Genomic DNA, 25,359 nt, shown 5'->3' on the forward strand with positions numbered 1-25,359 from the left:
GTCGTACTGGTTTAAAGTTAATCCACTATAATACGGATATTTGGATGGAGGGATGGCGTATAGAGAAAGGTCGTCTGAAACCCTGATTTGTGGTTTCAGACGACCTTTTTTTAATCAAATCAAATTACTTCGCAGCCTTAAACGCGTCGGTAACCTGTTTGGAAGCGTTCAGCAATTCTTGCGCGCCGCCCGCCGCCAAGTAGGTTTCGGGAACGAGGTAAACCACCTGTCCTTTTTTCCATGCGGTTGTTTCGGCGACCAGCGGATTGTTCAACACGTCTTTCGCCGCCTGTCCTTCTTCGCCGATGGCAGCGCCCCTGTCAAGGACAAACAGCCAGTCGGGATTTTTCTCTTTCAGGTATTCGAAGCTGACGGGCTGACCGTGGCTGCCTTCTTTGATGGCTTCGTCAACGGCCGGAACGCCGATGTCTTTGTGCAGCCAGCCGCCCAGTCGTGAAGACGGGCCGAAGGCGGACATTTTCCCACCGTTGACCAGAATCACCAAACCTTTGCCTTTACCTTGCGCGGCAGTTTTCGCGGCTTCAAAAGACGCGTCGATTTCCGCCTTCAGCTTGTCGGCTTCCGCCTGTTTGCCGAAGATTTGCGCCAGCGCGTCGATACGCTCTTTGGCACTTTCTTTGAGGTTGGCGGTATCGGCGGTCATCTCGATGGTCGGCGCAATAGCGTTCAGCTTGTCAAACGCTTTGGCTGCGCGGCTGCCGATGATGATGAGCTGCGGTTTGTAGGCGTTAAGCGCTTCGTAATCCGGCTCGAACAGCGTACCGGCAGGTTTTGTCGTTTTGAAATATTCGTCCAAATAAGGCAGCCGGTTTTTTATATCGACGGACAAACCGGTTTTCACGCCCAATTTGCTTAAAGTATCGAGCATACCCAAGTCATAAACGGCGATACGTTCGGGATTTTGCGGCACTTTCGCATCGCCGCGCGTCGTTTTGACGGTCAAACCCGCGCCTTCGGTTTGGGCTGCGGAAGCGGTTTGGGCGTTTTGGTTTGAAGCGGAATCTTTCGGCGAACACGCGCCCAAAGCAAGGGCGCAGCATACGGCTAAAGCAGTTAAACGTAACATAGAATAATTTCTCCGTTGTCAGGTTCGGGCAGGTAATATGGAGGGGCTGTCTGAAAATCCGCAAAGCGGATGCTCGCATCAAATACCTGTTCCAATCCTGCCGTTGTCAAAAAAGGTTTGGAAAATGCCAGATTGAGAAATCCGATTGACGGGCAGGTCGTCTGAAAACCGACGCTGCTTCAGACGACCTGCCCGTATTTTACCCGCTCTTTTTAGAAGCGGTAGTTCACGCCCAAGCGTACATCACGTCCGGTACCTGGTAGGGTATTGGTCCAGCGTTGACTGTGCGGATAGTAGAACTTGTTGAACACGTTGTTAACTGAAAGATTGATATTGAGCGTGTCTTTGCCCAATGGTTTCCAGTTGGCGAAGACATCGTTCACACCGAAACCTTGGCGTACAACGTTTTCCAGTTTGCCGTCGCGACCTTTTTGACCTGCCACCAATATCGAACCCACGGCTTTTTGAACATAGCGTCCGCGCCAGCCGATTTCCAGATTCGGATTTTGGAAGCGGTAGGCAAGGGAAGCCGTCCAAGTGCGGCCGGTTTGTGCGCCAAACTCGGGGTTCGCGCTTAACAATTTATCTTTGTGTGTATCGTAAAAACGCGGTTTGCTGTGGCTTACGCCGACTTTGGCAGTCAAGCCGCCGGTGCGGTAGGACGCGCCCAATTCGTAACCGTGGTTTTTGATGTAGCCGGCATTGACGGCTTCACGGATGGCGACAGAGTCGTGGCGGTTTTGCGGATTGGCAAGCGCGTCTTTGATGGTCTGCCAGAAGTAGCTGCCGTTTGCGGCAAACGTGCCGTCGTTGTAGTTGAAACCGATTTCGGTATTGCGCGCGCGTTCGGCTTTGGTGCCGTCGGCAATCGAGATGATGCCGCGCTTGCCGTGGGTTTGCAGCGCGTCATACAGGCGCGGGCTGCGGCTGGCGTAGTTGTGGCTTGCGCTGAAGCTCCAGTGTTCGTGCGGCTGCCAAATCACGCCGAAACTCGGGTTAAGGCTGCTGCTTGAAACGGTTTTGCCGTCATGGGTTTTCACCTTGAAGCGGTCGTAACGCAGTCCGCCGGTCAGGGTAAAGCCGTTAATTTCGTGAATGGCTTCGATATACGCGCCGGTATCGGTTTTGGTCGGGTTGGACAGTTTGTAGGAATGGACAAGATCCATAACTTTCTTGTCTTTCGCTTTTTCTTCATCGGTCTTATCTATTTCTTTTTTAGGATCTTTGGGGTCTGGTTTCTTACCGGAGATCTTAAATTCGTTGTTCAAAAACGCTTGCGGCTCGATTTCCTGATGGCGGTAGTTGATACCGTATTTCAACAGGGTTTGTTCGGCAAGGCGGCTGTCGAAGTTGAAGTTCGCACCACGAGTGGCGATTCGGGTATGGTTAGGGCCGACCACATTGCCTGCGTAACCGCTGCCGCTGTCATCGGCGGAATAGCGTTCGTTTTCCAACACATAGGCGTTGGCGTTCAGTTTTTCGACAAAGCCCAGGTTTTTACCCGTGTACTCCAAGTTGGTGTTGGATTGGGTAGTTTCACGGTATGAGGGTTTCTGCCTGTCTTTTGCAGGGTCGGACTCGAAGATTGTAAACTCTTCACGCACAGTACGGATGCCCCGGTGCTGGTCTTTCATGTGGCTCAACACGATGCGGTGGTCGCCGTCGCCGAAGGTTGTTCCGATTTTGGCCAGGTAGCTGCGTTTGTCCAGTGCGCTGTAAGGTACGGTTTTGCCGCCGTTGGGACTTTTGTAGCCTTTACCTGCTTCGTACTCTTTTTCATCGTTGCGGTTGTAAGAGAACAAACCGTCGAAGTTGCCCTCTTTTCCGAATACGCTTGCGCCGTAGTTTACGCCGTCATTAGAGGCATAGCCGCTGCTGAGGCGCACGCCCCAGTTTTTATCCAAGCCTTTGAGCAGGTCTTGGGCATCGACGGTTTTGGCGATGATCGCGCCGTTGGTTGCGCCGATACCGGCAGAGGCGGAACCCGCGCCTTTTTGTACGGAAACGACTTTAACCAAAGCGGGATCGATAATAAATCTGCCTTGGTGGTAAAGGATTTGGCTGTCGGAATAGGCGTTGTCCACCTTGATGTCGACAGAGTTCTGACCCATGCCGCGCAAGGTCATGTGTTGGGATGTGCCGTTACCGCCGCCGAAATCGATGGCAGGTTCTTCTTTTAACAATTCGCGCAAATCGGTTGATGTGCTTTCGTCTTTTTGACGAAGGGTGACGATATTAGTTTTGACCTTGCTGCCTTGGCGGTCGCCTTTTACGGTAACGGTATCAAGGGTAACGCTTTCTTTCGCTTCGTTTTCCGCGTGGGCAAAACCGGCGGCGAGTGCCATTGAAAGCAGGCTGAAGCGGAACAGGGGTGAAGTCATGGAAATTTCCTTCTGTTGGATAAGTTTCAGTTAATCGATAAATTATTTATTAATAATAATTTTTATTTATTTTAAAGGTAGGATATTATTTTGTAAAGGTGTGCATAGTTTTGCGCCAATAATGTTTGGTTTTTTGTTGATTGAAGTATGTGAAGCCCGCCGTCTGTAAAAGGTCGTCTGAAAATGTCTGTCTGCTTGATCAGCATTGAAAGTAGGCAGGAATGGTGCGCAACTTGTCATGTCTGTTTTCAGACGACCCCGCATAGAAAATTTTTACTTCTTCCCTTGAATTTATCGGGACAAACCCTAATTTGCCGCTGTGTTAAGGTAAGTTTGTTGACAAACTTGCCGCCTTCTTTTTCAAACCGCATCTGCCGGATGAAGGCAGATGATTGTTTTCAAACTATTTATCGGAGCATAAAACATGACCATCCGTCCTTTACACGACCGCGTCGTCGTCAAACGCTTGGAAGCTGAAGAGAAAACCGCATCAGGCATCGTCTTGCCGGGCGCAGCCGCTGAAAAACCCGACATGGGCGAAGTGATCGCCGTGGGTGCGGGTAAAATCGGTAAAGACGGCGCGCGCCGTCCGCTGGATGTCAAAGTCGGCGACAAAATCATTTTCGGCAAATACAGCGGTCAAACCGTTAAAGCCGACGGCGAAGAGCTGTTGGTGATGCGCGAAGAAGACATTTTCGGGATTGTGGAATAAGCATTCCGTGCATTCAAAACGACAGGTCGTCTGAAAAGGCATACAAGGTTTTCAGACGACCTCAGACAGAATCAAATGTATTAAATAAATTAGGAGAATCAAAATATGGCAGCAAAAGACGTACAGTTCGGTAACGAAGTCCGCCAAAAAATGGTCAGCGGCGTGAACACTCTGGCAAACGCCGTCCGCGTAACCTTGGGCCCTAAAGGCCGCAACGTAGTGGTTGACCGCGCATTCGGCGGCCCGCACATCACCAAAGACGGCGTTACCGTCGCTAAAGAAATCGAATTGAAAGACAAATTCGAAAACATGGGCGCGCAAATGGTGAAAGAAGTCGCGTCCAAAACCAACGACGTAGCGGGCGACGGTACCACTACCGCCACCGTACTGGCGCAAGCCATCGTAGCCGAAGGCATGAAATACGTTACCGCCGGCATGAACCCGACCGACCTGAAACGCGGTATCGACAAAGCTGTCGCCGCTTTGGTTGAAGAGCTGAAAAACATCGCCAAACCTTGCGACACTTCCAAAGAAATCGCCCAAGTCGGCTCGATTTCCGCCAACTCTGACGAACAAGTCGGCGCGATTATTGCCGAAGCGATGGAAAAAGTCGGCAAAGAAGGTGTGATTACCGTTGAAGACGGCAAATCTTTGGAAAACGAATTGGATGTCGTCGAAGGTATGCAGTTCGACCGCGGCTACCTGTCCCCTTACTTCATTAACGACGCAGAAAAACAAATCGCTGCGCTGGACAATCCTTTTGTATTGTTGTTCGACAAAAAAATCAGCAACATCCGCGACCTGCTGCCTGTTTTGGAACAAGTGGCAAAAGCCAGCCGTCCGCTGTTGATTATTGCTGAAGACGTAGAAGGCGAAGCCTTGGCGACTTTGGTTGTGAACAACATCCGCGGCATCCTGAAAACCGTTGCCGTTAAAGCCCCGGGCTTCGGCGACCGCCGCAAAGCCATGTTGCAAGACATCGCCATCCTGACCGGCGGCACCGTGATTGCCGAAGAAGTCGGCCTGTCTTTGGAAAAAGCCACTTTGGAAGACTTGGGTCAAGCCAAACGCATCGAAATCGGTAAAGAAAACACCACCATCATCGACGGCTTCGGCGACGCTGCCCAAATCGAAGCGCGTGTTGCCGAAATCCGCCAACAAATCGAAACCGCAACCAGCGATTACGACAAAGAAAAACTGCAAGAGCGCGTTGCCAAACTGGCAGGCGGCGTGGCAGTAATCAAAGTCGGTGCCGCTACCGAAGTCGAAATGAAAGAGAAAAAAGACCGCGTGGAAGACGCGCTGCACGCTACCCGCGCAGCCGTTGAAGAAGGCGTGGTTGCCGGCGGCGGCGTAGCCCTGTTGCGCGCCCGTGCCGCTCTGGAAAACCTGCACACCGGCAATGCCGACCAAGACGCAGGCGTACAAATCGTCTTGCGCGCCGTTGAGTCTCCGCTGCGCCAAATCGTTGCCAACGCAGGCGGTGAGCCTAGCGTAGTCGTGAACAAAGTACTGGAAGGCAAAGGCAACTACGGTTACAACGCAGGTTCCGGCGAATACGGCGACATGATCGAAATGGGCGTACTCGACCCCGCCAAAGTAACCCGTTCCGCGCTGCAACACGCCGCGTCTATCGCCGGCCTGATGCTGACGACCGACTGCATGATTGCCGAAATCCCTGAAGAAAAACCAGCTATGCCTGACATGGGCGGCATGGGTGGAATGGGCGGCATGATGTAAGGTTGCCCAAACCTGAGCGCAAACAAAAACCTGCACGGACAACCGTGCAGGTTTTTTCTTTGAAAGAAGGTCGTCTGAAAACGAGAAGGGTGAATTTTCAGACGACCCCTAGCTTATCTCGCCTGCTCCATAGCAGCCGTTAACGCATTAAAGTTTTGCATTAGCGTTGCTTTATCGAACCAGCCAGCCAGTGTAAACAGCTGTATAAAAATCCCTATAATCAGAACCATGCAGCAGAAGTACAAAAGATAACCTTTGAATACCGTCCAAACTTTAACCTGCCCCATCTTCATCAAGCCGACAGCCTGCGCCCAAAACGCCCAAGTCTTCCACAACATCAGCAGCGGCGTAATCTGCGGGACGTAAAACACAAGCAGCGCCGGAATCATCAAAGCTTCCGATGCCAAGATGAATCCCCATAAAGGCAGGCGTGGCGCGCCGTTTCTGCTCAAAACATGACGCATCACACGGCTCAAAATCAGCCACTTTATAACGGTAACCAACACGCCAAAGACGGCGGCGGCAGTGCTGACGCCGAGCAAGGTCGACATATCTGCCGCATTAATCATGCCCAACAGCAGCAAAATCGCCAAAATGACAGGCAGCGTATAGAAATAATCAGCAGGATTTTTATAGCGCAGACGCAGAATATCCCACATATCGGTAAGAAAAGAATAAAGCATTGAATGACGAGTGGTTCGATAAAAAATAGAAGGCTGGATTTTAGCTGAAAATATACGGTCTGATAAATACAGACGGTGTGATATGAATTGTCGCCACCTGCGAATATCCGCTAGAATACGCGCTTTATGGAAGGTCGTCTGAAAAGGATTCAATATGGCAAAAGCAAAAGGCGGTTTGGGCCGCGGTTTAGATTCCCTGATTTCCAACGGCGTGGACAACAGCAGCAGCGACCGCCTGACTACCGTCGCCATCAACGACATCCAACCCGGCCGCTATCAGGCGCGGGTACAGATGGACGACGAAGCCTTGCAGGAGCTGGCGGATTCGATTAAGGCGCAAGGCGTTATCCAGCCTGTCATCGTGCGCGAACACGGCCTTTCCCAATACGAATTGATTGCCGGCGAACGCCGCTGGCGCGCATCCCAACTCGCCGGACTGACCGAGATTCCGGTCGTCATCAAAACCATCAGCGACGAGACTGCGCTGGCAATGGGTTTGATTGAAAACCTGCAACGCGAAAACTTAAACCCGATTGAAGAAGCGCAAGGTTTGAAACGCCTCGCCGACGAGTTCGGGCTGACTCATGAAACCATCGCCAAGGCGGTCGGCAAAAGCCGCAGCGCCATTTCCAACAGCCTGCGCCTGTTGAGCCTGCCCGAGCCGGTCCAAGAAATGCTCTACCACCGCCATCTTGAAATGGGACACGCCCGCGCCCTGCTGACCCTGCCCGTGGTCGAGCAGCTTGAGTTGGCGCAAAAAGCAGTAAAAAACGGTTGGTCGGTGCGCGAAGTCGAACGCCGCAGCCAAATCGCCCATCAAACCAAACAGGAAATCAAAAAAACCATCAGCCCCGATATACGTCGTCTGAACGACGTGTTGACCGAAAGGCTGGGCGTTAACGCGGAAGTCAAAACCACCAATCACAAAAAAGGCAAAATCGTCCTCCACTTTGATACGCCGGAAACATTTGAATATCTGCTGAAACAGCTGGGCATCGATTATCAGATGTGAATTAGGTTGTGCGGAAAATTTAAAATTAAGGCCATCTGAAAACGTCTTCTCCAGTTTTCAGATGACTTTTTTATTGAAATAGAATTACTGGATAATGGCTGTAATTTAATGTAATTTGTGATAGAATAAAAAATTACATACGTTGTTAAATGTGGCTGGTGTTATTTCACAAAGGTTAACTATCTCTTGACGTGTGCAGGCTTCTTCATTATATTCTAGCATCGCTTGACCATTTCCGTTGTACCCCCTAATTTTGCATGAATCAGATTTTAGTTTATCAAATCATTGTTTTATTAATTATTTCTGTATTAAGTGCTGTTTTTGCGGGTGTGGATGGATTTTGGTCTTCTGTCGCAGGGGGAGTTTGTTATTTAGTCCCGTCTTCTATCGCAGTTTTACTTTTAAAATTTTCCAAGCGCAACCCTTTGTATCATGGTAAAGCGTTCATTATCGGGGAAATTTTAAAAGTAGTGCTGTCGCTGGTGATGATGCTTGCCGTATTCGCAGTTTGGCATCAGTCTTTGATATTCTTTCCGTTCTTGTTCGGATTGCTCGGTGTCAGCCATTTCGTTTTTTTAGTATTGTTGAGAGTGAAGCATTATGGCAGGTGACAAAATTACTGCTACTGATTACATCACGCACCACTTGCAAAGTTTGACCAGCCTTTCCGATGTCGCTAAGGGACAAGGCTTGGATAATATTGCTGATTTTTCTTTTATTAATATTGATGCAATATTTTTCTCTGTATTGTTGGGTGTAATCGGAAGTTTCCTACTTTTGCGTGGGGCTAAGAAGGCGACGGCGGGTGTGCCGGGGCGTTTTCAGGCTGCCGTCGAGATTTTGTTTGAGTTTGTGGATGATATGTGCAAAAGCATTATTCACAACGAGCAATCTCGAAAAGCCATTGCTCCGTTAGGCTTGACGCTGTTTGTATGGATTTTCCTGATGAATGCCATGGATATGCTGCCGGTCGATTTGTTCCCGTGGCTATGGCAAAACATTACCGGTAACCATCATGCATTGTTGCGTATTGTACCGACCGCAGATTTGAATACCACATTAGCGTTGGCTATCGGTGTCTTGGTGATTTGTATTTATTACAATATCAAAATCAAAGGTATCCGTGGTTGGATTCATGAGTTGTTCAGCGCTCCGTTCGGCGCCAAACTTGCTCCCGCCAACTTCCTTTTGAATCTGGTCGAATTTCTCTCTAAAACAGTTTCTCACGGTATGCGGTTGTTCGGTAACATGTATGCCGGCGAGCTGGTGTTCCTTCTGATTGCTTTGCTGGGTGGCGCTTGGGCGACATCTGGAAGCGTTGAAGTGTTGGATCCGATTCTGTTTGGTTTCCACATCCTTGCCGGATTGGCATGGGCGATTTTCCATATCTTGGTGATTACCCTGCAGGCATTTATCTTTATGGCCTTGGCGTTTGTCTATATCGGACAAGCTCATGATGCACATTAATTTATTAGGTAGTTTTTCATTAACTTTCTTTGTTTTCTCAAGGAGTAAAAAATGGGTTTGGTAGCAATTGCATGTGGTTTGATCGTAGCATTGGGTGCATTGGGTGCCTCTATCGGTATCGCAATGGTCGGTTCCAAATATCTGGAGTCTTCTGCTCGTCAACCTGAATTGATTGGTCCGCTGCAAACTAAATTGTTCCTGATTGCTGGTCTGATTGATGCCGCATTCCTGATTGGTGTGGCTATTGCACTATTGTTCGCCTTCGTTAAACCATTTGGTGCATAATCAAACGGCGTGATCCGTCTAGGTACAGACTTCGGTCTGTTTGATTAACACTAGTACGAAGGTTAACTAACGTGAATATTAATGCAACCTTATTCGCTCAAATCATCGTCTTTTTCGGTTTGGTTTGGTTTACCATGAAATTCGTGTGGCCGCCAATCGCAAAAGCATTGGATGAGCGTGCCGCAAAAATTGCCGAAGGCTTGGCTGCTGCCGAGCGCGGTAAGAGCGATTTTGAACAGGCAGAGAAGAAAGTTGCAGAACTCTTGGCTGAAGGGCGTAACCAAGTTTCCGAAATGGTAGCAAACGCCGAAAAACGTGCCGCCAAAATCGTAGAAGAAGCGAAAGAGCAAGCTACTGTCGAGGCAGTGCGGATTACAGCACAAGCTAAAGCTGATGCCCAGCAAGAAATGAATCGTGCACGCGAAGTTTTGCGTGAACAGGTTGCTGCATTGGCGGTTAAAGGTGCAGAGTCTATTTTGCGCAGTGAAGTAGATACTTCAAAACATGCGCAGCTGCTCAGTGCTTTAAAACAGGAGCTGTAATCTTATGGCTGAGTTCGCAACGATTGCCAGACCTTATGCGAAAGCATTGTTTAATCTGGCGCAGGAAAAAAACCAAATTGAGTCTTGGTTGGGCGGACTGGAAGAATTAGCCGCGGTTGTTCAAAATCAGAAAGTGATTTCTTTTCTTGAGCAACCTGAAATCAATACTTCTGAAAAGGTAAATGTACTTGCCGAACTCGTTGAATTAAAAAGTGATGAATTGAAGAATTTCATTACTGTTCTGGCAGAGCAAAAACGTTTGCCTGTATTGCCTGAAGTCTATGCTCAATATCAAGCTTTAACCTTGTCATTCAATCATACTAAGTCCGCTGTGATTTACAGTGCTTATCCATTGACTGAAGATCAATTGGCTGAGTTGGCTGAAATATTGAAAAAACGCTTTGACAGTAAGTTGCAGATTACAACTGAAGTCGCGCCTGAATTAATTGGCGGTGTCAAAGTTGAAGTGGGTGACCAGGTCTTGGATTTGTCGGTGCAGGGTAAATTGAATGCCCTGTATGCGACTATGACAAATTAGGAGAGTTTTCATGCAGCTTAATCCTGCTGAAATTAGCGATTTGATTAAAGCTAAAATTGAAAATCTGTCTGGAAATACAGAAGTACGTACCCGTGGTACGGTTATTTCTGTAACAGACGGTATTGTTCGTATTCATGGCTTGTCAGACGCAATGCAAGGTGAGATGCTCGAATTCCCGGGTAACACTTTCGGTTTGGCGATGAACTTGGAGCGCGACTCCGTCGGCGCCGTAGTGTTGGGTGAATACGAACATATTAAAGAAGGCGACACAGTTACTTGTACCGGCCGTATTTTGGAAGTACCTGTCGGCCGTGAGTTGGTTGGTCGCGTTGTAGATGCGCTGGGTCGCCCGATTGATGGCAAAGGCCCGATCAACACATCTTCCACAGCGCCAATCGAAAAAATTGCACCGGGTGTAATTGCCCGTAAATCAGTTGACCAGCCTATGCAAACCGGTCTGAAGGCCATTGACTCAATGGTTCCGATTGGTCGCGGTCAACGTGAGCTGATCATTGGTGACCGTCAAACAGGTAAAACAGCCGTAGCATTGGATGCTATTGTCAACCAAAAAGGTACGGGCGTTATCTGTATTTATGTTGCAATCGGTCAAAAAGCATCTTCTATTGCCAATGTAGTACGAAAATTGGAAGAGCATGGCGCAATGGAACACACTATTGTGGTTGCGGCGACTGCATCTGAAGCTGCGGCTCTGCAATATATTGCACCTTATGCAGGTTGTACGATGGGCGAGTTTTTCCGCGACCGCGGTGAAGACGCATTGATTGTATATGATGACTTGTCCAAACAAGCTGTTGCTTACCGTCAAATTTCCCTGTTGCTGCGCCGTCCTCCCGGTCGTGAAGCATATCCTGGCGACGTTTTCTATCTGCACTCCCGCTTGTTGGAGCGTGCTGCCCGTGTAAATGAGCACGAAGTTGAAAAACTGACTAATGGCGAAGTGAAGGGCAAAACAGGCTCTCTGACTGCATTGCCGATTATTGAAACGCAAGCCGGCGACGTCTCTGCATTCGTACCGACAAACGTAATTTCGATTACCGACGGTCAGATTTTCTTGGAAACCGACTTGTTTAACGCCGGTATCCGTCCTGCGATTAATGCCGGTATTTCGGTATCGCGCGTAGGTGGTGCTGCGCAAACCAAAGTAATTAAAAAACTGGGTGGCGGTATCCGTTTGGCACTTGCCCAATATCGTGAGTTGGCAGCCTTCTCGCAATTTGCTTCCGATTTGGATGAAGCTACACGCAAACAGCTGCAACACGGTGAAGTGGTTACTGAATTGATGAAGCAAAAACAATTCAGCACTTTGGATACAGCTGAAATGGCTTTGACCTTGTGGGCCATTAATAATGGTTCTTACGAAGATGTACCGGTATCCAAGGCATTGGCTTTCGAAGCGGAATTTTTGAGCTTTGTACGCACTCAGCATCCTGGTGTTTTAGAAGCAATCAACGCATCAGGTGCGATGTCCGATGAAAGCGAAAAAGCATTGACCGAAGCCATGAATTCTTTCAAATCTTCTTATGCTTACCAAGCCTAAGAGCTGAAATGAAAGGAGTCTGAAATGGCAGTCGGAAAAGAGATTCTCACCAAAATCCGTAGTGTTCAAAATACCCAAAAGATCACTAAAGCGATGCAGATGGTGTCAACCTCTAAAATGCGGAAGACTCAGGAACGGATGCGCTTGGCGCGTCCGTATGCCGAAAAAGTACGGACAGTTATGAGTCATTTGGCGCGAACCCATGAAGATCACGGTATTAAATTATTGGCACCTCATCGTGAAACACGTCGGGTAGGTTTCATTTTAATCACCTCTGATAAAGGTCTTTGCGGTGGTTTGAACGCGAATGTTTTGAAGAAATTCTTAGCGCAAGTCCAAGAATACCAAGAACAAGGCATTGAAGTTGATGTCGTCTGTTTAGGTAGTAAAGGTTTGGCAGCTTGTCAAAACATCGGTTTGAACGTTATTGCCAGTGCGATTAATTTGGGTGATACCCCAAGAATGGAATTGCTGCTTGGTCCATTGACTGAAATCTTCCAACGTTACGAGAAGCATGAGTTAGATAAAATACATCTGGTGTATTCGTGTTTTGTGAATACCATGCGTCAAGAACCACGATTGGAGGTTCTGCTGCCTATCGGCGAAAATGTGATAGAAGACGAGGAGAGTTATTCTTCATTCAGTTGGGAATACCGTTATGAGCCAAGTCCTGTCGCTGTGTTGGAATATCTGGTTCGCCGCTATTTAGAGTCTGTGGTTTACCAAGCATTGAGTGACAATATGGCATCTGAGCAAGCTGCGCGTATGGTGGCAATGAAAGCAGCCACCGACAATGCAGGCAATGCCATTAAAGAGTTGCGTTTGGTATATAACAAATCGCGTCAAGCTGCGATTACCACGGAATTGTCAGAAATTGTAGCAGGTGCGGCGGCAGTTTAATGTCGTCTGAAACCTGAACAGGAAATTAGGATACGATAATGAGCCAAGGCAAAATCGTACAAATTATTGGTGCGGTAGTTGACGTGGAGTTCCCACGTGATGCCATTCCGCGTGTTTACGACGCCCTGAAATTGGATGCAAACGGCCTGACTTTGGAAGTGCAACAGCTTCTGGGTGACGGCGTAGTCCGTACTATTGCAATGGGTAGTTCGGATGGTTTAAAACGCGGCATGACTGTAAGCAATACAGGTGCGCCGATTACAGTACCGGTAGGTAAAGGCACTTTGGGACGTATTGTCGATGTATTAGGGACGCCTGTTGATGAAGCAGGTCCGATTGATACCGACAAACACCGTGCTATCCATCAGACAGCTCCGAAATTTGATGAACTGTCTGCGACTACTGAGCTGTTGGAAACCGGCATTAAAGTGATTGACTTACTGTGTCCGTTTGCCAAAGGCGGTAAAGTAGGTCTGTTCGGTGGTGCCGGTGTGGGTAAAACCGTCAACATGATGGAATTGATTAACAACATCGCCAAAGCACATAGCGGTTTGTCCGTGTTCGCAGGCGTGGGTGAGCGTACCCGTGAAGGTAATGATTTCTACCACGAGATGAAAGATTCCAACGTATTGGACAAAGTGGCGATGGTTTACGGTCAGATGAACGAACCTCCGGGCAACCGTCTGCGTGTAGCCTTGACCGGTTTGACGATGGCCGAATACTTCCGTGATGAAAAAGACGAAAGCGGCAAAGGCCGTGACGTATTGTTCTTCGTGGACAATATCTACCGTTACACCCTGGCCGGTACCGAAGTATCCGCATTGTTGGGCCGTATGCCTTCAGCAGTAGGTTACCAACCGACATTGGCTGAAGAAATGGGTCGTTTGCAAGAGCGTATTACCTCTACCCAAACAGGCTCCATTACTTCCATTCAAGCCGTATATGTACCTGCGGATGACTTGACTGACCCGTCTCCTGCAACGACGTTTGCCCACTTGGACGCTACTGTCGTATTGAGCCGTGATATTGCCTCCTTGGGTATTTACCCCGCAGTTGACCCGCTCGATTCCACTTCGCGCCAACTGGATCCGATGGTATTGGGTCAAGAACACTATGACGTAGCCCGTGGCGTACAATCTACCCTGCAAAAATACAAAGAATTGCGCGATATTATTGCCATTCTGGGTATGGACGAATTGTCAGACGAAGATAAACTGACCGTGATGCGTGCGCGTAAGATCCAACGCTTCCTGTCGCAACCGTTCCACGTTGCCGAAGTATTTACCGGCTCTCCCGGCAAATATGTATCGCTGCGTGACACCATTGCCGGCTTTAAAGCTATCTTGAACGGTGAATACGACCATCTGCCTGAACAAGCTTTCTACATGGTAGGCGGTATCGAAGAAGCGGTCGAGAAAGCGAAAACCTTAAACTAAGGAGGTCGGCATGAGCATCATGCGAGTTGAAGTGGTAAGTAGCGAGCAGAACATCTATTCAGGCGAAGCCAGTTTTGTAGTGGTTCCGACTGTTCAAGGTGAGCTCGGTATTTATCCGCGACACGAGCCGATTATGAGTTTGGTACGTCCCGGTGCATTGCGTTTGACCGTGCCGGGCGAAGCCGAAGAAGTGCTTGTTGCCGTGTCCGGCGGAGTGCTGGAAGTGCAGCCCAACCAACTTACTGTGTTGGCGGATGTTGCCGTACGCAGTTCCGAGATGGATCGGGAGCGCGCGGAAGCTGCCAAGAAGGCGGCGGAAACCGGCATTTCTCAAGCCAAAGACGATAAATCGCTGGCTGAAGCACACAAAGCCTTGGCCGCAGCTATTGCCCAGCTCAAAACCTTGGATTATCTTCGTTCGCACAAAAACAAATAAGCAGATTTGCTTTACAAAAAGCACGGTTGATTACCGTGCTTTTTTATGATAAATGATTTTTAGCAGGGCAGAATCTTAGGTAACGAATGGTATAGAAAAGTTTTAAATGATTCCTTTATTGCGCATAATTTTACTTTTCTGATTCGGCAATAAAGGTTGTTTACTGAATACGGTTTTTATAGGATAAAGCAAATATTTTGGTAAGGATCTATCGCATTTTAAAGTTGTTTTAATATCGTCTGAATGTATTTAAGACGACTTTTTTGTTTTTAAGGACACCTATTGCCTATTCCAATAATGAATAAAGTTTGGCTATTTAGGAGGATTGCTATTTTATTTGGAATCAAAAAACAACAAAATTTATAGACAAGAGGTTTTTATTTTGCATAAACGGTATTTTTATTGTAAAAAATGCTAATTGGGTTATAATTTTAAAATACATTATCATAAATTAATGTGTAACCTATTGCGAAAAAAAATAAATATTTCATATTGCGGATAATTTGTCATGAACTTTGATTTCATATTTGGGGATGGTGTATCAGGTATGGCGGGATATAGCCTGATACTGATTTTGGCTGCGCTTGTCAGTAAGCAAGATTCAGTAAAACGGTTTATCAGCCGTTTTGCTGTTAATGTGCGTGCTCAATGCTACTTGGATGAAAATTCATATCATGTTTTCCGTCATCTTGATATACGTATTTCAGGAACACATGAACAAATTGATTATGTTTACGTTTCACGATTCGGTATTTTTATCGTATCTACACCGAATTACCAAGGCCGTATTTGGGGGGATAACGGAGATGGGATGTGGACGCAGAAATTCCATAGAACCAAGATGCTTTTCCCTAATCCATTGGCACAGAATCAACGCTATATCCAAGCTTTAGTGCGGCAGCTTGATTTAAGCCCGCGTTTGTTTTACTCGGTTGTCGTATTTTCGGGAAATTGCCAATTCCAAACTATGATGCCGGATAATGTCATTGAATCTACAGAATTCAATGAATACATTGCACAATATAGCGAAGTCGTTTTAAATGACGACAAAGTTGCTGAAATCAAAGAAATTTTAGAGAGTAATGAATTTGATAATGTGTTTGGTCAAAATGGTTCTCGATCACATGCTTAATAAAGTATAGTGGATTAACTTTAAACCAGTACGGCGTTGCCTCGCCTTGGCCCAAAGAGAACGATTCTCTAAGGTGCTGAAGCACCAGGTGAATCGGTTCCGTACTATCTGTACTGTCTGCGGCTTCGTCGCCTTGTCCTGATTTAAATTTAATCAACAGAAAATTTGTAGGTAATACAGCAGTTTTTGAAATTATAGGTTGAACATAAAAGGTCGTCTGAAACCTGAAGCGGTTTTCAGACGACCTTTTGTTTGAGCGTATCGTTATCAGCGTTTGACGCCACTGAGCCTTGCCCAGCCTTCGTCGATTTCGGCGGGTTCGATGTCGAACCATTGGCGGTAAATGCCGCTGAGTTCTTCGACTTGCTCGTCCAGCAGACCGGACAACACGATGCGGCCGCCTTGTTTGGTGCGGGCGGCGAGCATTTCGCCGAGCATGCGCAGGGGGTTGGCGAGGATGTTGGCAACGACGATGTCGAATTGCCCTTGCGGCAAACCGTCGGGCAGGTAGAACTGTGCATCGATGTTGTTTTGTGCGGCGTTGTCCTTGCTGGCGCGGATGGCTTGTTCGTCAATATCGACGCCGACGGCAGAACCTGCGCCGAGCTTGAGGGCGGCGATGGTCAGGATGCCGGAGCCGCAGCCGTAGTCGAGGACGCTTTCGCCGCCTTTGAGTTGTGTGTCCAGCCACTTGAGGCAAAGGCGGGTGGTCGGATGACTGCCTGTTCCGAAGGCTAGGCCGGGGTCGAGCTGGAGGTTGACGGCGTTGCTGTTGGGCGCTTCGTGCCAAGAGGGGGTAATCCACAGGCGCTCGGAAATTTGGATGGGGTCGAACTGCGCTTGGGTCAGGCGCACCCAGTCTTGGTCGGCAAGGATTTCGCTGGTGTATGCCAAGTCTTTCAACCCGCATGCTTGGCTGGCGGCTTGAATCATGGCTGCGGCATCGTCGTTTTCGCCGAACAGGGCGATGACTTTGCTTTGCTGCCAGATTTGTTCGGTCGGCATACCGGGTTCGCCGAAGATGGCTTGTTCGTTTTCGGTGCCTGCGTAGGCGTCTTCGATGGCGGCGGAGAGTGCGCCGTGTTCCATCAGGGCATCGGCGAGGCGTTCGGCAACGGCGTCATTAACGTTGATGGTGATTTGTTGATAGGACATGGTGGGCTTTCTCGGTGGGGTCGTCTGAAATTAGGAAATGGTGGTCAAATACGCGATGTTGGTCGTTTGCGGTATATATATTTGGACTATGGGCGTAACAGCGGTGTTTGTTTTAAATTGAATCGTTTTTCTGCCTGAACACGTTTTTTTCTTGCGTGAAATGGCGGTGGACAGGCTTACTCAGTCATAATTATAGGCTTGTCGGCAATCGCTGATGTACACCCGAAATCAGGTTTCAACCTGTCTGAAAAAAGGTCGTCTGAAAGCCATATGGTTTTTCAGACGACCTTCGACTATACAAACGGGACGGTTTTATTTGTCCTGTTTGGCTTTGCGTTCTTCCAGCCAGTGTTCCAGATAGTGGATGCTGACGCCGCCTTTTTCAAAACCGGGGTCGCTGAACAAATCGCGGTGCAGCGGGGTATTGGTTTTGATGCCGGTTACGGCAAGCTCGGCGAGGGCGACGCGCATTTTTGCCATTGCCTGCTCGCGGGTTTTGCCGATGACGCAGACTTTACCGATCAGGCTGTCGTAGTACGGCGGGATGCGGTAGCCTTGGTAAATGTGGCTGTCCACGCGGATACCGAAGCCGCCGGGCAGGTGGCAGCTTTCAATCAGGCCTGGGCTGGGGATGAAGTTGTACGGGTCTTCGGCATTGATGCGGCACTCGAAAGCATGGCCTTCGATGTGGATGTCTTTTTGCTTGTATTGCAAAGGCAGGCCGCCGGCAATGCGGATTTGTTCCTGTACGATGTCTACGCCGGTAATCAGCTCGGTAACGGGGTGTTCGACTTGGACGCGGGTGTTCATTTCGATAAAGAAAAATTCGCCGTTTTCATACAGGAATTCAAACGTACCTGCGCCGCGGTAGCCGATACGTTTGCAGGCGTCGGTACAGGCTTTGCCGATTTTTTCGCGGGCTTTTTCGTCGATGAAGGGAGCGGGTGCTTCTTCGATGACTTTTTGGTGGCGCCGCTGCATGGAACAATCGCGCTCGGCGAGGTAGATAGCGTTGCCGTGTTCGTCGGCAAGCACTTGGATTTCGACGTGGCGCGGGCGTTGCAGGTAGCGTTCCATATAGACCATCGGGTTGCCGAACGCCGCGCCTGCTTCGGCTTTGGTCATTTCGACGGATTTGATGAGGTCTTCTTTTTTCTCGACCACGCGCATACCGCGTCCGCCGCCGCCGCCCGATGCTTTGATAATCACGGGATAACCGACTTTGTCGGCAGTTTTGAGGATTTCGGCGGGATCGTCGGACAGGGCGCCGTCCGAACCGGGAACGCAAGGTACGCCCGCTTCAATCATCGCGTGTTTGGCGGAAACTTTGTCGCCCATCAGGCGGATGGTTTCGGCTTTGGGGCCGATGAAGATGAAGCCGGATTGTTCGACCTGTTCGGCAAAATTGGCGTTTTCGGCAAGGAAGCCGTAGCCCGGGTGGATGGCATCCGCGCCGGTAACTTCTGCGGCGGCGATGATGGCGGGGATATTGAGATAGCTTTGTGCGGAAGCGGCAGGGCCGATGCACACGGATTCGTCGGCAAGTTTGACGTGCAGACTGTCTTTGTCGGCTTCGGAATGCACGGCGACGGTGGCGATGCCCATTTCACGGCAGGCACGCAGGACGCGCAGCGCGATTTCGCCTCGGTTGGCGATTAATACTTTTTTCAGCATGATGACCTTTCCTGTGGTTTCAGACGACCTGCTTGTTACCTTTTGCCCAACGCATTACGGATTTTTTCATCGGTCTTGTATTGGCTCAACGCGTACACCGCCCACATGGCGGCAGGAATCCAGCCGATTAAGGTGAATTGGAGAATCAGACAGATGATGCCCGCAATCGGACGGCCGATGGTGAAGAATACGGCGAAGGGCAGGAAGTGGCTAACAGCAGGCGCATGGTGGAAATCCTGAGTTGGAAAGCATTTCAGACGACCTCTCCGCAATCCGGAAGGTCGTCTGAAAACGGATTATTCGATGATGAAGAGCGGCTCGCCAAATTCCACAGGCGTACCGTTTTCCACCAGAATTTCTTTAACCGTGCCGGATTTCTCGGCTTCGATTTCGTTCATCAACTTCATCGCTTCGATGATACACAGCGTATCGCCGGCTTTGACTTGCTGACCGACTTCGACGAAGGAGGCGGCATTCGGGCCGGGCGCGCGGTAGAACGTACCGACCATAGGCGATTTTTGCGCGTTGGACAGGTCGCGGGCGGCTGGGGCTGCGGGAGCGGGGGCTGCTGCGGCGGCAGGCGCGGCGGCGGGTGCAGGGGCAGGCACCGCTACTTGGGCGGGCGCGGCATAAACGGGGGCCGGAGCGGCGGTGGCGCGGGTGATGCGGACTTTTTCCTCTCCTTCGGTCACTTCGATTTCGGCGATACCTGATTCTTCTACTAAATCAATCAGTTTTTTTAATTTGCGCAAATCCATTTTCGTTCCTTTACGATACGGCCCAAATGTCGTGAAGCGGCCGTGTTTGTTGCGTGATATTTCAGAAAACAACCGGCCTGCGGCAACGGCGCAAGCCGGACGGTATTGGGTTGCATAAAGGGCATTCGCAGGAGCAGAAACCCTGTAAATGAATTTGACTATTTTCCCGAACTTGCCGACAAATGTCTAGCAAAATCTCGAAAAAAGGCGGTTTTTGAACAAAACGGGCAAATTCGGAAAATTCGTCCGAATGCGTATTTTTTCAACGAGTGTTTATTCTAATTTGTTGGTTTATGAAGGGAAAAGGTCGTCTGAAAATTCAGGCCGGGATGCCGATAAACCATTTTGCCTGCTTTCAGACGACTTTTTGATATTAATGAGGATTTAAGGGCGAGAATTTTTTATGAAAGGAGCGATGGATTGGGTTGTAACCTGACTGGCCTTCTGGCTTTTGGCTTATGCGGAAATGAATGGCTACAGTTTGTGCGGTCAGAGATTTATGGTCACGTTGGTAAAAGGTCGTCTGAAAACTGATTTTCAGACGACCTTTTCGCGTTTTGAATTATTCCCCGTCTTTAACCGGATGATCGGGCAAGTACACATCGAAGCGGGTGCTTTTGCCCGTGTATTGGTAGGCGGGTTTTTCGCCGTTGAGAAATTCGCCGAGGCGCGGGCGTTTGACGACGACACGTTTTTTGGCGACGGCGCGGGCGGTGGCAAGCAGCTCGGCTTCTTCTTGGGCGGCACCGACGACGCTGTGGAAATACGCCATTTCCTTTTTGACGGCGGCGGACTTTTGGCGTTCGGGGTACATGGGGTCGAGATAGACAATGTCGGGGCGCGATTGTGCGGCGAGTTCGCGCATCAATTCGACGGCGTTGCCATAATGGAAAGTCATGCGGCGGGCGATGTCTTGAATTTCAGGCGCTTGCAGCGCGCGTTCGAGGCCGTCGGCAAGCAGGCAGGCAACGGCGGGATGCTGCTCGAAAGTGTGGACGTTCAAACCGAGCGAGGCGAGGACGAAACTGTCGCGCCCGAGTCCGCCGGTGCCATCCCAGACGGTCGGTTTGGTTGTGTGGTTGACCGCTTTGGCAATCAGCTCGCCGCCGCCTTTGGTGCGCCGGTATTGGGCTGCGCCGCCGCCGAAGTCGACGCGGACGCGCCCCTTTTCCCCCGCGCGGCACAAGCTGACGCCCTCCGCATCGGCAAGCAGGTATTCGCCACTGTCGGGCGGGCAGGGCAGGGTAGGGAGGTCGAATTTCTGCGCCAAACGGCGGGCGTGTTCGGTGGCGGTGTCGGAAAAATAGACGGCGGGTATGGTGTGGGTGTGCAAATCTTTTGGGACAGACATTTTTCAGACGACCTTTGATTATGAATTGTCAACAATATGAACTGTATTTTTATTGAACTATCGAATTTTTCACTGCGGCGTGCCCGCAGATAACGTTATAATAGACTGAATACTCTTCATATTCCAGCGTCTGTCGGAGCGGTGGTTTGCCGGTTTCAGACGACCTTCTTCTTTTTCTTCTCCATTCAGTAAAGGAAAATCATGAGCTTCAAAACCGATGCCGAAATCGCCCAATCTTCCGCCATGCGTCCGATTGGCGAAATTGCCGCCAAGCTGGGTTTGAACGTGGACAATATCGAACCCTACGGCCATTACAAAGCCAAAATCAATCCTGCCGAAGCGTTCAAACTGCCGCAAAAACAAGGCCGTCTGATTTTGGTTACCGCCATCAACCCGACTCCGGCGGGCGAAGGCAAAACCACCGTGACCATCGGTTTGGCGGACGCGTTGCGCCACATCGGCAAAGATTCTGTTATCGCCCTGCGCGAACCTTCTTTGGGGCCTGTGTTCGGCGTTAAAGGTGGTGCGGCAGGCGGCGGCTATGCCCAAGTTTTGCCGATGGAAGACATCAACCTGCACTTCACCGGCGACTTCCACGCCATCGGCGCGGCGAATAACTTGCTCGCCGCCATGCTCGACAACCATATCTACCAAGGCAACGACTTGAACATCGACCCCAAACGCGTGCTGTGGCGGCGCGTGGTCGATATGAACGACCGCCAGTTGCGCAACATCATCGACGGCATGGGCAAACCTGTTGACGGCGTGATTCGTCCCGACGGCTTCGACATCACCGTCGCCTCCGAAGTCATGGCGGTATTCTGCCTTGCCAAAGACATCAGCGATTTGAAAGAGCGTTTGGGCAACATCCTCGTCGCCTACGCCAAAGACGGCAGCCCCGTTTACGCCAAAGATTTGAAAGCCCACGGCGCGATGGCGGCATTGCTTAAAGACGCCATCAAGCCCAACTTGGTGCAAACCATCGAAGGCACGCCCGCCTTCGTACACGGCGGCCCGTTCGCCAACATCGCCCACGGCTGTAACTCCGTTACCGCCACCCGTTTGGCGAAACACCTTGCCGACTATGCAGTTACCGAAGCAGGCTTCGGCGCGGATTTGGGCGCGGAAAAATTCTGCGACATCAAATGCCGTCTGGCGGATTTGAAACCTGATGCGGCTGTTGTCGTCGCCACCGTCCGCGCTTTGAAATACAACGGCGGCGTGGAGCGTGCCAATCTTGGCGAAGAAAACCTCGAAGCCTTGGCAAAAGGTTTGCCCAACCTGCTGAAACACATTTCCAACCTGAAAAACGTATTCGGCCTGCCCGTCGTCGTCGCCATCAACCGCTTCGTGTCCGACTCCGATGCCGAGTTGGCAATGATTGAAAAAGCCTGCGCCGAACACGGCGTCGAAGTTTCCCTGACCGAAGTGTGGGGCAAAGGCGGCGCGGGCGGCGCGGATTTGGCGCGCAAAGTCGTCAACGCCATCGACAACCAACCCAATAACTTCGGCTTCGCCTACGATGTCGAATTGAGCATCAAAGACAAAATCCGCGCCATCGCCCAAAAAGTGTACGGCGCGGAAGACGTCGATTTCAGCGCAGAAGCATCCGCCGAAATCGCCTCGCTGGAAAAACTGGGCTTGGACAAAATGCCCGTCTGCATGGCGAAAACCCAATATTCCCTCAGCGACAACGCCAAACTCTTGGGCTGCCCCGAAGGCTTCCGCATCACCGTGCGCGGCATCACCGTTTCCGCGGGCGCAGGTTTCATCGTCGCCCTGTGCGGCAACATGATGAAAATGCCCGGCCTGCCTAAAGTTCCCGCCGCCGAGAAAATCGACGTGGACGCAGACGGCGTGATCCACGGCTTGTTCTGATTTGAATCGGCAGTGAAGTAAAACGACAAAGGTCGTCTGAAAACGGGTTTCAGACGACCTTATATTATTTGAAACGGTTTAAACTCAACCGCGACGACCCGTAGCGTGGGCTTCGCCCGCGAATCTTCCTCTGATGAAAATAGTCGTCTGAAACGATAGAACAAACTCGCAAATTCATTTTCAGACGACTATTTTTATGGTTTTTTATCTTAATTCTGCTTTTGTAAATACGTTTGTTTTTATAGTGAATCTACCTTTTCAGACGACCTCCCGCCCTGCCAACCGCCCGCCCATCCCGCACCACTGCCCCGCCCGTCCGAAACGCGTTATACTTCCCAATTAACTGTCCGACCCACCCGCTTCAGGAGAACACCATGCCCGAACAAAACCGCATCCTCTGCCGCGAACTAAGCCTGCTCGCTTTCAATCGCCGCGTTTTGGCGCAGGCGCAGGATGAAAACGTACCGCTTTTGGAACGTTTGCGGTTTTTGTGCATCGTCTCTTCCAATCTCGACGAATTTTTCGAGGTACGCATGGCATGGCTCAAACGTGCGCAAAAAATGAATCCGCACGAGCGTTTGGACAACGGCACCACGCCGTCTGAAACCATCGCTGCCGTCGCCGCCGAAGCACACGCGCTAATACAGGAGCAATACCGCCTGTTCAACGAAGTCTTGCAGCCCGAACTGGGCAAACAAGGCATCCATTTTTACCGCCGCCGCAACTGGACGCAAGGACAGCAAAAATGGATTGAGCAGTATTTCGATGCCGAGCTGCTGCCCATCCTCACCCCCATCGGACTCGACCCGTCGCACCCCTTCCCGCGCCCGCTGAACAAATCGCTCAACTTCGCCGTCGAGCTTGAAGGTACGGACGCATTCGGCCGCCCTTCCGGTATGGCGATTGTGCAAGCCCCGCGCATCCTGCCGCGCGTCGTCCCCCTGCCCGCCGAATTGTGCGAAGGCGGCAGCGGCTTCGTCTTCCTCTCCTCCATCCTGCACGCCCACGTCGGCAAACTCTTCCCCGGCATGACGGTCAAAGGCTGCCACCAGTTCCGCCTCACCCGCGACAGCGACCTGACCGTCGATGAAGAAGACCTCAAAAACCTGCGCGCCGCCATTCAAAACGAATTGCACGACCGTGAATACGGCGACGGCGTGCGTCTCGAAGTCGCCGACACCTGCCCGCCCCACATCCACGACTTCCTGCTCGCCCAGTTCAAACTCACCCCCGCCGAACTTTACCAAGTCAAAGGCCCGGTCAACCTCGTGCGCCTTAATGCCGTGCCCGATTTGGTTGATCGTCCCGACCTCAAGTTTCCCGCACGCGGAGCAGGTCGTCTGAAAGCATTGCGCAAGAACGGCTCTATTTTCAAACTGGCGAAACAGTCACCCATCCTGCTGCATCATCCGTATCAGTCCTTCGACCCGGTCGTCCAAATGATACGCGAAGCCGCCGCCGACCCGGCCGTCCTTGCCGTCAAAATGACCATCTACCGCACAGGCAGCAATTCCGAACTCGTCCGCGCCCTGATGAAAGCCGCCCTTGCCGGCAAACAAGTAACCGTCGTCGTCGAACTCATGGCGCGTTTTGACGAAGCCAACAACGTCAACTGGGCGCAACAGCTTGAAAACGCAGGCGCACACGTCGTTTACGGCGTATTCGGCTACAAAATCCACGCCAAAATGGCACTCGTCATCCGCCGCGAAAACGGCGCGCTCAAACGCTACGCCCACCTCGGCACCGGCAATTACCACCAAGGCACATCGCGCATCTACACCGACTTCGGCATCATCACCGCCGACGACCAAATCACCGCCGACGTGAACACCCTCTTTATGGAAATCACAGGCTTGGGCAAACCGGGTCGTCTGAACAAGCTCTACCAAAGTCCGTTCACCCTGCATAAAATGGTCATCGACCGCATCGAGCGCGAAATCCAACACGCCAAAGCAGGCAAACCCGCCCGCATCCGCGCCAAAATGAATTCGCTGATTGAACCGAGCGTCATCGACGCCCTCTACCGCGCCAGCAGCGCAGGCGTACAAATTGACCTCATTGTGCGCGGCATGTGTACCCTGCGCCCCGGTGTCAAAGGCCTGTCCGAAAACATCCGCGTCCGCTCCATTATCGGCAGACAGCTCGAACACTCGCGCGTTTACTGCTTCCACAACAACGGCGCGGACGACACCTTCATCTCCAGTGCCGACTGGATGGGGCGCAACTTCTTCCGCCGCATCGAAGTCGCAACCCCCATCACCACGCCAGAACTCAAAGCCCGCGTCATCCGCGAAGGCATCGAAATGGCGCTGCAAGACAACACCCGCGCATGGCTGATGCAGCCCGACGGCAGCTACACCCGCGCCCAACCCGAAAACGGCGAACCCGCCTTCAGCCTGCAAGAAAGCTTGTGGGAAATGTACGGGCGTTAACGCTTAAGCAACACAAAAGGTCGTCTGAAAGATTGATTTCAGACGGCTTTTTGTATATTGATTTGGTTATTGCACAATAGGTCGTCTGAAAACACAGTTTCGCCCAAATGCGGACTGATTTTGTATTTCAGACGACCTTTTATCTTTGTAACCTGTTTTTAGATGACTTGAAAGTATAGTGGATTAAATTTAAATCAGGACA

The 25,359-nt window shown here is 50.5% G+C and carries 22 protein-coding genes and 2 pseudogenes; 15 read left to right on the forward strand and 9 right to left on the reverse strand.

Annotated elements, in window-relative coordinates:
• Positions 1-124: 124 nt before the first annotated feature.
• Together HMPREF3066_RS00585 and fetA are read right to left on the reverse strand one after the other, a co-directional pair.
• Positions 125-1,087, reverse strand: a complete 963-nt coding sequence (locus HMPREF3066_RS00585) for a siderophore ABC transporter substrate-binding protein (RefSeq protein WP_039409533.1) — start codon at positions 1,085-1,087, stop codon at positions 125-127.
• A 212-nt stretch (positions 1,088-1,299) separates the two neighbouring features.
• Positions 1,300-3,468, reverse strand: a complete 2,169-nt coding sequence (gene fetA, locus HMPREF3066_RS00590) for a TonB-dependent siderophore receptor FetA/FrpB (protein WP_070439803.1) — start codon at positions 3,466-3,468, stop codon at positions 1,300-1,302.
• A gap of 424 nt (positions 3,469-3,892) precedes the next feature.
• Between fetA and HMPREF3066_RS00595 the strand changes: the two genes are divergently transcribed.
• Together HMPREF3066_RS00595 and groL are read left to right on the forward strand one after the other, a co-directional pair.
• The gene (locus tag HMPREF3066_RS00595) at positions 3,893-4,180 is read left to right on the forward strand and encodes a co-chaperone GroES (RefSeq protein ID WP_002218094.1); all 288 of its coding nucleotides are present in this window, start codon (positions 3,893-3,895) and stop codon (positions 4,178-4,180) included.
• A gap of 105 nt (positions 4,181-4,285) precedes the next feature.
• Positions 4,286-5,920 carry a chaperonin GroEL gene (gene groL / locus HMPREF3066_RS00600; protein WP_003744506.1) on the forward strand — a complete coding sequence of 545 codons (1,635 nt, stop codon included), beginning with the start codon at positions 4,286-4,288 and terminating at the stop codon, positions 5,918-5,920.
• A 113-nt stretch (positions 5,921-6,033) separates the two neighbouring features.
• Here the strand turns inward: groL and HMPREF3066_RS00605 are convergent, their stop codons facing one another.
• On the reverse strand, positions 6,034-6,603 hold the full coding sequence (locus HMPREF3066_RS00605) for a hypothetical protein (RefSeq protein ID WP_070439804.1): 570 nt from the start codon (positions 6,601-6,603) through the stop codon (positions 6,034-6,036).
• Positions 6,604-6,757: 154 nt separating this feature from the next.
• Here HMPREF3066_RS00605 and HMPREF3066_RS00610 point away from each other — a divergent pair, with 154 nt between their 5' ends.
• The 11 genes from HMPREF3066_RS00610 to HMPREF3066_RS00660 all read left to right on the forward strand — a co-directional run bounded on the left by HMPREF3066_RS00610 (position 6,758) and on the right by HMPREF3066_RS00660 (position 15,909).
• Complete coding sequence (locus HMPREF3066_RS00610; RefSeq protein ID WP_039409549.1) at positions 6,758-7,615, forward strand: ParB/RepB/Spo0J family partition protein; 858 nt, start codon at positions 6,758-6,760, stop codon at positions 7,613-7,615.
• 257 nt (positions 7,616-7,872) lie between these two features.
• Positions 7,873-8,226, forward strand: coding sequence for an ATP synthase subunit I (locus HMPREF3066_RS00615; RefSeq protein WP_045074100.1), 354 nt, complete (start codon positions 7,873-7,875; stop codon positions 8,224-8,226).
• Positions 8,216-9,082, forward strand: coding sequence for a F0F1 ATP synthase subunit A (gene atpB, locus HMPREF3066_RS00620; protein WP_045074102.1), 867 nt, complete (start codon positions 8,216-8,218; stop codon positions 9,080-9,082). The genes HMPREF3066_RS00615 and atpB overlap by 11 nt, the downstream gene beginning before the upstream one ends.
• A 51-nt stretch (positions 9,083-9,133) precedes the next feature.
• A complete protein-coding gene (atpE, locus tag HMPREF3066_RS00625) occupies positions 9,134-9,367 on the forward strand; it encodes a F0F1 ATP synthase subunit C (protein WP_003760443.1) in 234 nt (77 codons plus the stop codon).
• Positions 9,368-9,438: 71 nt separating this feature from the next.
• Entirely contained in the window at positions 9,439-9,909 is a 471-nt protein-coding gene (locus tag HMPREF3066_RS00630) for a F0F1 ATP synthase subunit B (RefSeq protein ID WP_003760441.1), read from the forward strand.
• Positions 9,910-9,913: 4 nt separating this feature from the next.
• A complete protein-coding gene (locus HMPREF3066_RS00635) occupies positions 9,914-10,447 on the forward strand; it encodes a F0F1 ATP synthase subunit delta (RefSeq protein ID WP_060974683.1) in 534 nt (177 codons plus the stop codon).
• 10 nt (positions 10,448-10,457) lie between these two features.
• Entirely contained in the window at positions 10,458-12,005 is a 1,548-nt protein-coding gene (atpA, locus tag HMPREF3066_RS00640; protein ID WP_003760437.1) for a F0F1 ATP synthase subunit alpha, read from the forward strand.
• A gap of 24 nt (positions 12,006-12,029) precedes the next feature.
• On the forward strand, positions 12,030-12,905 hold the full coding sequence (gene atpG / locus HMPREF3066_RS00645; protein ID WP_003780079.1) for a F0F1 ATP synthase subunit gamma: 876 nt from the start codon (positions 12,030-12,032) through the stop codon (positions 12,903-12,905).
• A gap of 38 nt (positions 12,906-12,943) precedes the next feature.
• Positions 12,944-14,341, forward strand: a complete 1,398-nt coding sequence (gene atpD, locus HMPREF3066_RS00650; protein ID WP_003760432.1) for a F0F1 ATP synthase subunit beta — start codon at positions 12,944-12,946, stop codon at positions 14,339-14,341.
• Positions 14,342-14,351: 10 nt separating this feature from the next.
• Positions 14,352-14,777 (forward strand): F0F1 ATP synthase subunit epsilon, encoded by a 426-nt coding sequence (locus HMPREF3066_RS00655; protein ID WP_003741652.1) that lies wholly within the window; start codon positions 14,352-14,354, stop codon positions 14,775-14,777.
• Positions 14,778-15,285: 508 nt separating this feature from the next.
• Complete coding sequence (locus HMPREF3066_RS00660) at positions 15,286-15,909, forward strand: nuclease-related domain-containing protein (protein WP_045074110.1); 624 nt, start codon at positions 15,286-15,288, stop codon at positions 15,907-15,909.
• On the opposite strand, the pseudogene HMPREF3066_RS13700 reads toward HMPREF3066_RS00660, so the two are convergent.
• From HMPREF3066_RS13700 to HMPREF3066_RS00685, 6 genes and pseudogenes are all read right to left on the reverse strand, one after another.
• Positions 15,854-16,062 (reverse strand): annotated as a pseudogene (locus tag HMPREF3066_RS13700) (hypothetical protein); the annotation flags it as partial. The gene HMPREF3066_RS00660 and the pseudogene HMPREF3066_RS13700 sit on opposite strands and share 56 nt — an antisense overlap.
• Before the next feature lie 114 nt (positions 16,063-16,176).
• Positions 16,177-17,064 (reverse strand): 50S ribosomal protein L11 methyltransferase, encoded by an 888-nt coding sequence (gene prmA, locus HMPREF3066_RS00665; protein ID WP_060974547.1) that lies wholly within the window; start codon positions 17,062-17,064, stop codon positions 16,177-16,179.
• Positions 17,065-17,376: 312 nt separating this feature from the next.
• Positions 17,377-18,738, reverse strand: a complete 1,362-nt coding sequence (gene accC, locus HMPREF3066_RS00670) for an acetyl-CoA carboxylase biotin carboxylase subunit (RefSeq protein ID WP_003757186.1) — start codon at positions 18,736-18,738, stop codon at positions 17,377-17,379.
• A gap of 35 nt (positions 18,739-18,773) precedes the next feature.
• Positions 18,774-18,964, reverse strand: a pseudogene (locus tag HMPREF3066_RS00675) (YqaE/Pmp3 family membrane protein).
• A gap of 70 nt (positions 18,965-19,034) precedes the next feature.
• Positions 19,035-19,496 (reverse strand): acetyl-CoA carboxylase biotin carboxyl carrier protein, encoded by a 462-nt coding sequence (gene accB, locus HMPREF3066_RS00680; RefSeq protein WP_003766308.1) that lies wholly within the window; start codon positions 19,494-19,496, stop codon positions 19,035-19,037.
• A gap of 562 nt (positions 19,497-20,058) precedes the next feature.
• Positions 20,059-20,814 (reverse strand): class I SAM-dependent methyltransferase, encoded by a 756-nt coding sequence (locus HMPREF3066_RS00685; RefSeq protein WP_070321045.1) that lies wholly within the window; start codon positions 20,812-20,814, stop codon positions 20,059-20,061.
• Positions 20,815-21,048: 234 nt separating this feature from the next.
• Here HMPREF3066_RS00685 and HMPREF3066_RS00690 point away from each other — a divergent pair, with 234 nt between their 5' ends.
• Both HMPREF3066_RS00690 and ppk1 read left to right on the forward strand, forming a co-directional pair.
• Positions 21,049-22,725 carry a formate--tetrahydrofolate ligase gene (locus HMPREF3066_RS00690; RefSeq protein WP_070439805.1) on the forward strand — a complete coding sequence of 559 codons (1,677 nt, stop codon included), beginning with the start codon at positions 21,049-21,051 and terminating at the stop codon, positions 22,723-22,725.
• A gap of 374 nt (positions 22,726-23,099) precedes the next feature.
• Complete coding sequence (gene ppk1 / locus HMPREF3066_RS00695) at positions 23,100-25,157, forward strand: polyphosphate kinase 1 (protein WP_070439806.1); 2,058 nt, start codon at positions 23,100-23,102, stop codon at positions 25,155-25,157.
• Positions 25,158-25,359: the final 202 nt, after the last annotated feature.

The sequence above is a fragment of the Neisseria sp. HMSC03D10 genome (assembly GCF_001807625.1).
Taxonomy (GTDB): domain Bacteria; phylum Pseudomonadota; class Gammaproteobacteria; order Burkholderiales; family Neisseriaceae; genus Neisseria; species Neisseria mucosa.

What these genes read in the sequence shown, in the direction of transcription:
- HMPREF3066_RS00585 (WP_039409533.1), bottom strand. Translation starts at nt 1,087, where the DNA reads ATGTTACGTTTAACTGCTTTAGCCGTATGCTGCGCCCTTGCTTTGGGC.
- fetA (WP_070439803.1), bottom strand. Translation starts at nt 3,468, where the DNA reads ATGACTTCACCCCTGTTCCGCTTCAGCCTGCTTTCAATGGCACTCGCC.
- HMPREF3066_RS00595 (WP_002218094.1), top strand. Translation starts at nt 3,893, where the DNA reads ATGACCATCCGTCCTTTACACGACCGCGTCGTCGTCAAACGCTTGGAA.
- groL (WP_003744506.1), top strand. Translation starts at nt 4,286, where the DNA reads ATGGCAGCAAAAGACGTACAGTTCGGTAACGAAGTCCGCCAAAAAATG.
- HMPREF3066_RS00605 (WP_070439804.1), bottom strand. Translation starts at nt 6,603, where the DNA reads ATGCTTTATTCTTTTCTTACCGATATGTGGGATATTCTGCGTCTGCGC.
- HMPREF3066_RS00610 (WP_039409549.1), top strand. Translation starts at nt 6,758, where the DNA reads ATGGCAAAAGCAAAAGGCGGTTTGGGCCGCGGTTTAGATTCCCTGATT.
- HMPREF3066_RS00615 (WP_045074100.1), top strand. Translation starts at nt 7,873, where the DNA reads ATGAATCAGATTTTAGTTTATCAAATCATTGTTTTATTAATTATTTCT.
- atpB (WP_045074102.1), top strand. Translation starts at nt 8,216, where the DNA reads ATGGCAGGTGACAAAATTACTGCTACTGATTACATCACGCACCACTTG.
- atpE (WP_003760443.1), top strand. Translation starts at nt 9,134, where the DNA reads ATGGGTTTGGTAGCAATTGCATGTGGTTTGATCGTAGCATTGGGTGCA.
- HMPREF3066_RS00635 (WP_060974683.1), top strand. Translation starts at nt 9,914, where the DNA reads ATGGCTGAGTTCGCAACGATTGCCAGACCTTATGCGAAAGCATTGTTT.
- atpA (WP_003760437.1), top strand. Translation starts at nt 10,458, where the DNA reads ATGCAGCTTAATCCTGCTGAAATTAGCGATTTGATTAAAGCTAAAATT.
- atpG (WP_003780079.1), top strand. Translation starts at nt 12,030, where the DNA reads ATGGCAGTCGGAAAAGAGATTCTCACCAAAATCCGTAGTGTTCAAAAT.
- atpD (WP_003760432.1), top strand. Translation starts at nt 12,944, where the DNA reads ATGAGCCAAGGCAAAATCGTACAAATTATTGGTGCGGTAGTTGACGTG.
- HMPREF3066_RS00655 (WP_003741652.1), top strand. Translation starts at nt 14,352, where the DNA reads ATGAGCATCATGCGAGTTGAAGTGGTAAGTAGCGAGCAGAACATCTAT.
- HMPREF3066_RS00660 (WP_045074110.1), top strand. Translation starts at nt 15,286, where the DNA reads ATGAACTTTGATTTCATATTTGGGGATGGTGTATCAGGTATGGCGGGA.
- prmA (WP_060974547.1), bottom strand. Translation starts at nt 17,064, where the DNA reads ATGTCCTATCAACAAATCACCATCAACGTTAATGACGCCGTTGCCGAA.
- accC (WP_003757186.1), bottom strand. Translation starts at nt 18,738, where the DNA reads ATGCTGAAAAAAGTATTAATCGCCAACCGAGGCGAAATCGCGCTGCGC.
- accB (WP_003766308.1), bottom strand. Translation starts at nt 19,496, where the DNA reads ATGGATTTGCGCAAATTAAAAAAACTGATTGATTTAGTAGAAGAATCA.
- HMPREF3066_RS00690 (WP_070439805.1), top strand. Translation starts at nt 21,049, where the DNA reads ATGAGCTTCAAAACCGATGCCGAAATCGCCCAATCTTCCGCCATGCGT.
- ppk1 (WP_070439806.1), top strand. Translation starts at nt 23,100, where the DNA reads ATGCCCGAACAAAACCGCATCCTCTGCCGCGAACTAAGCCTGCTCGCT.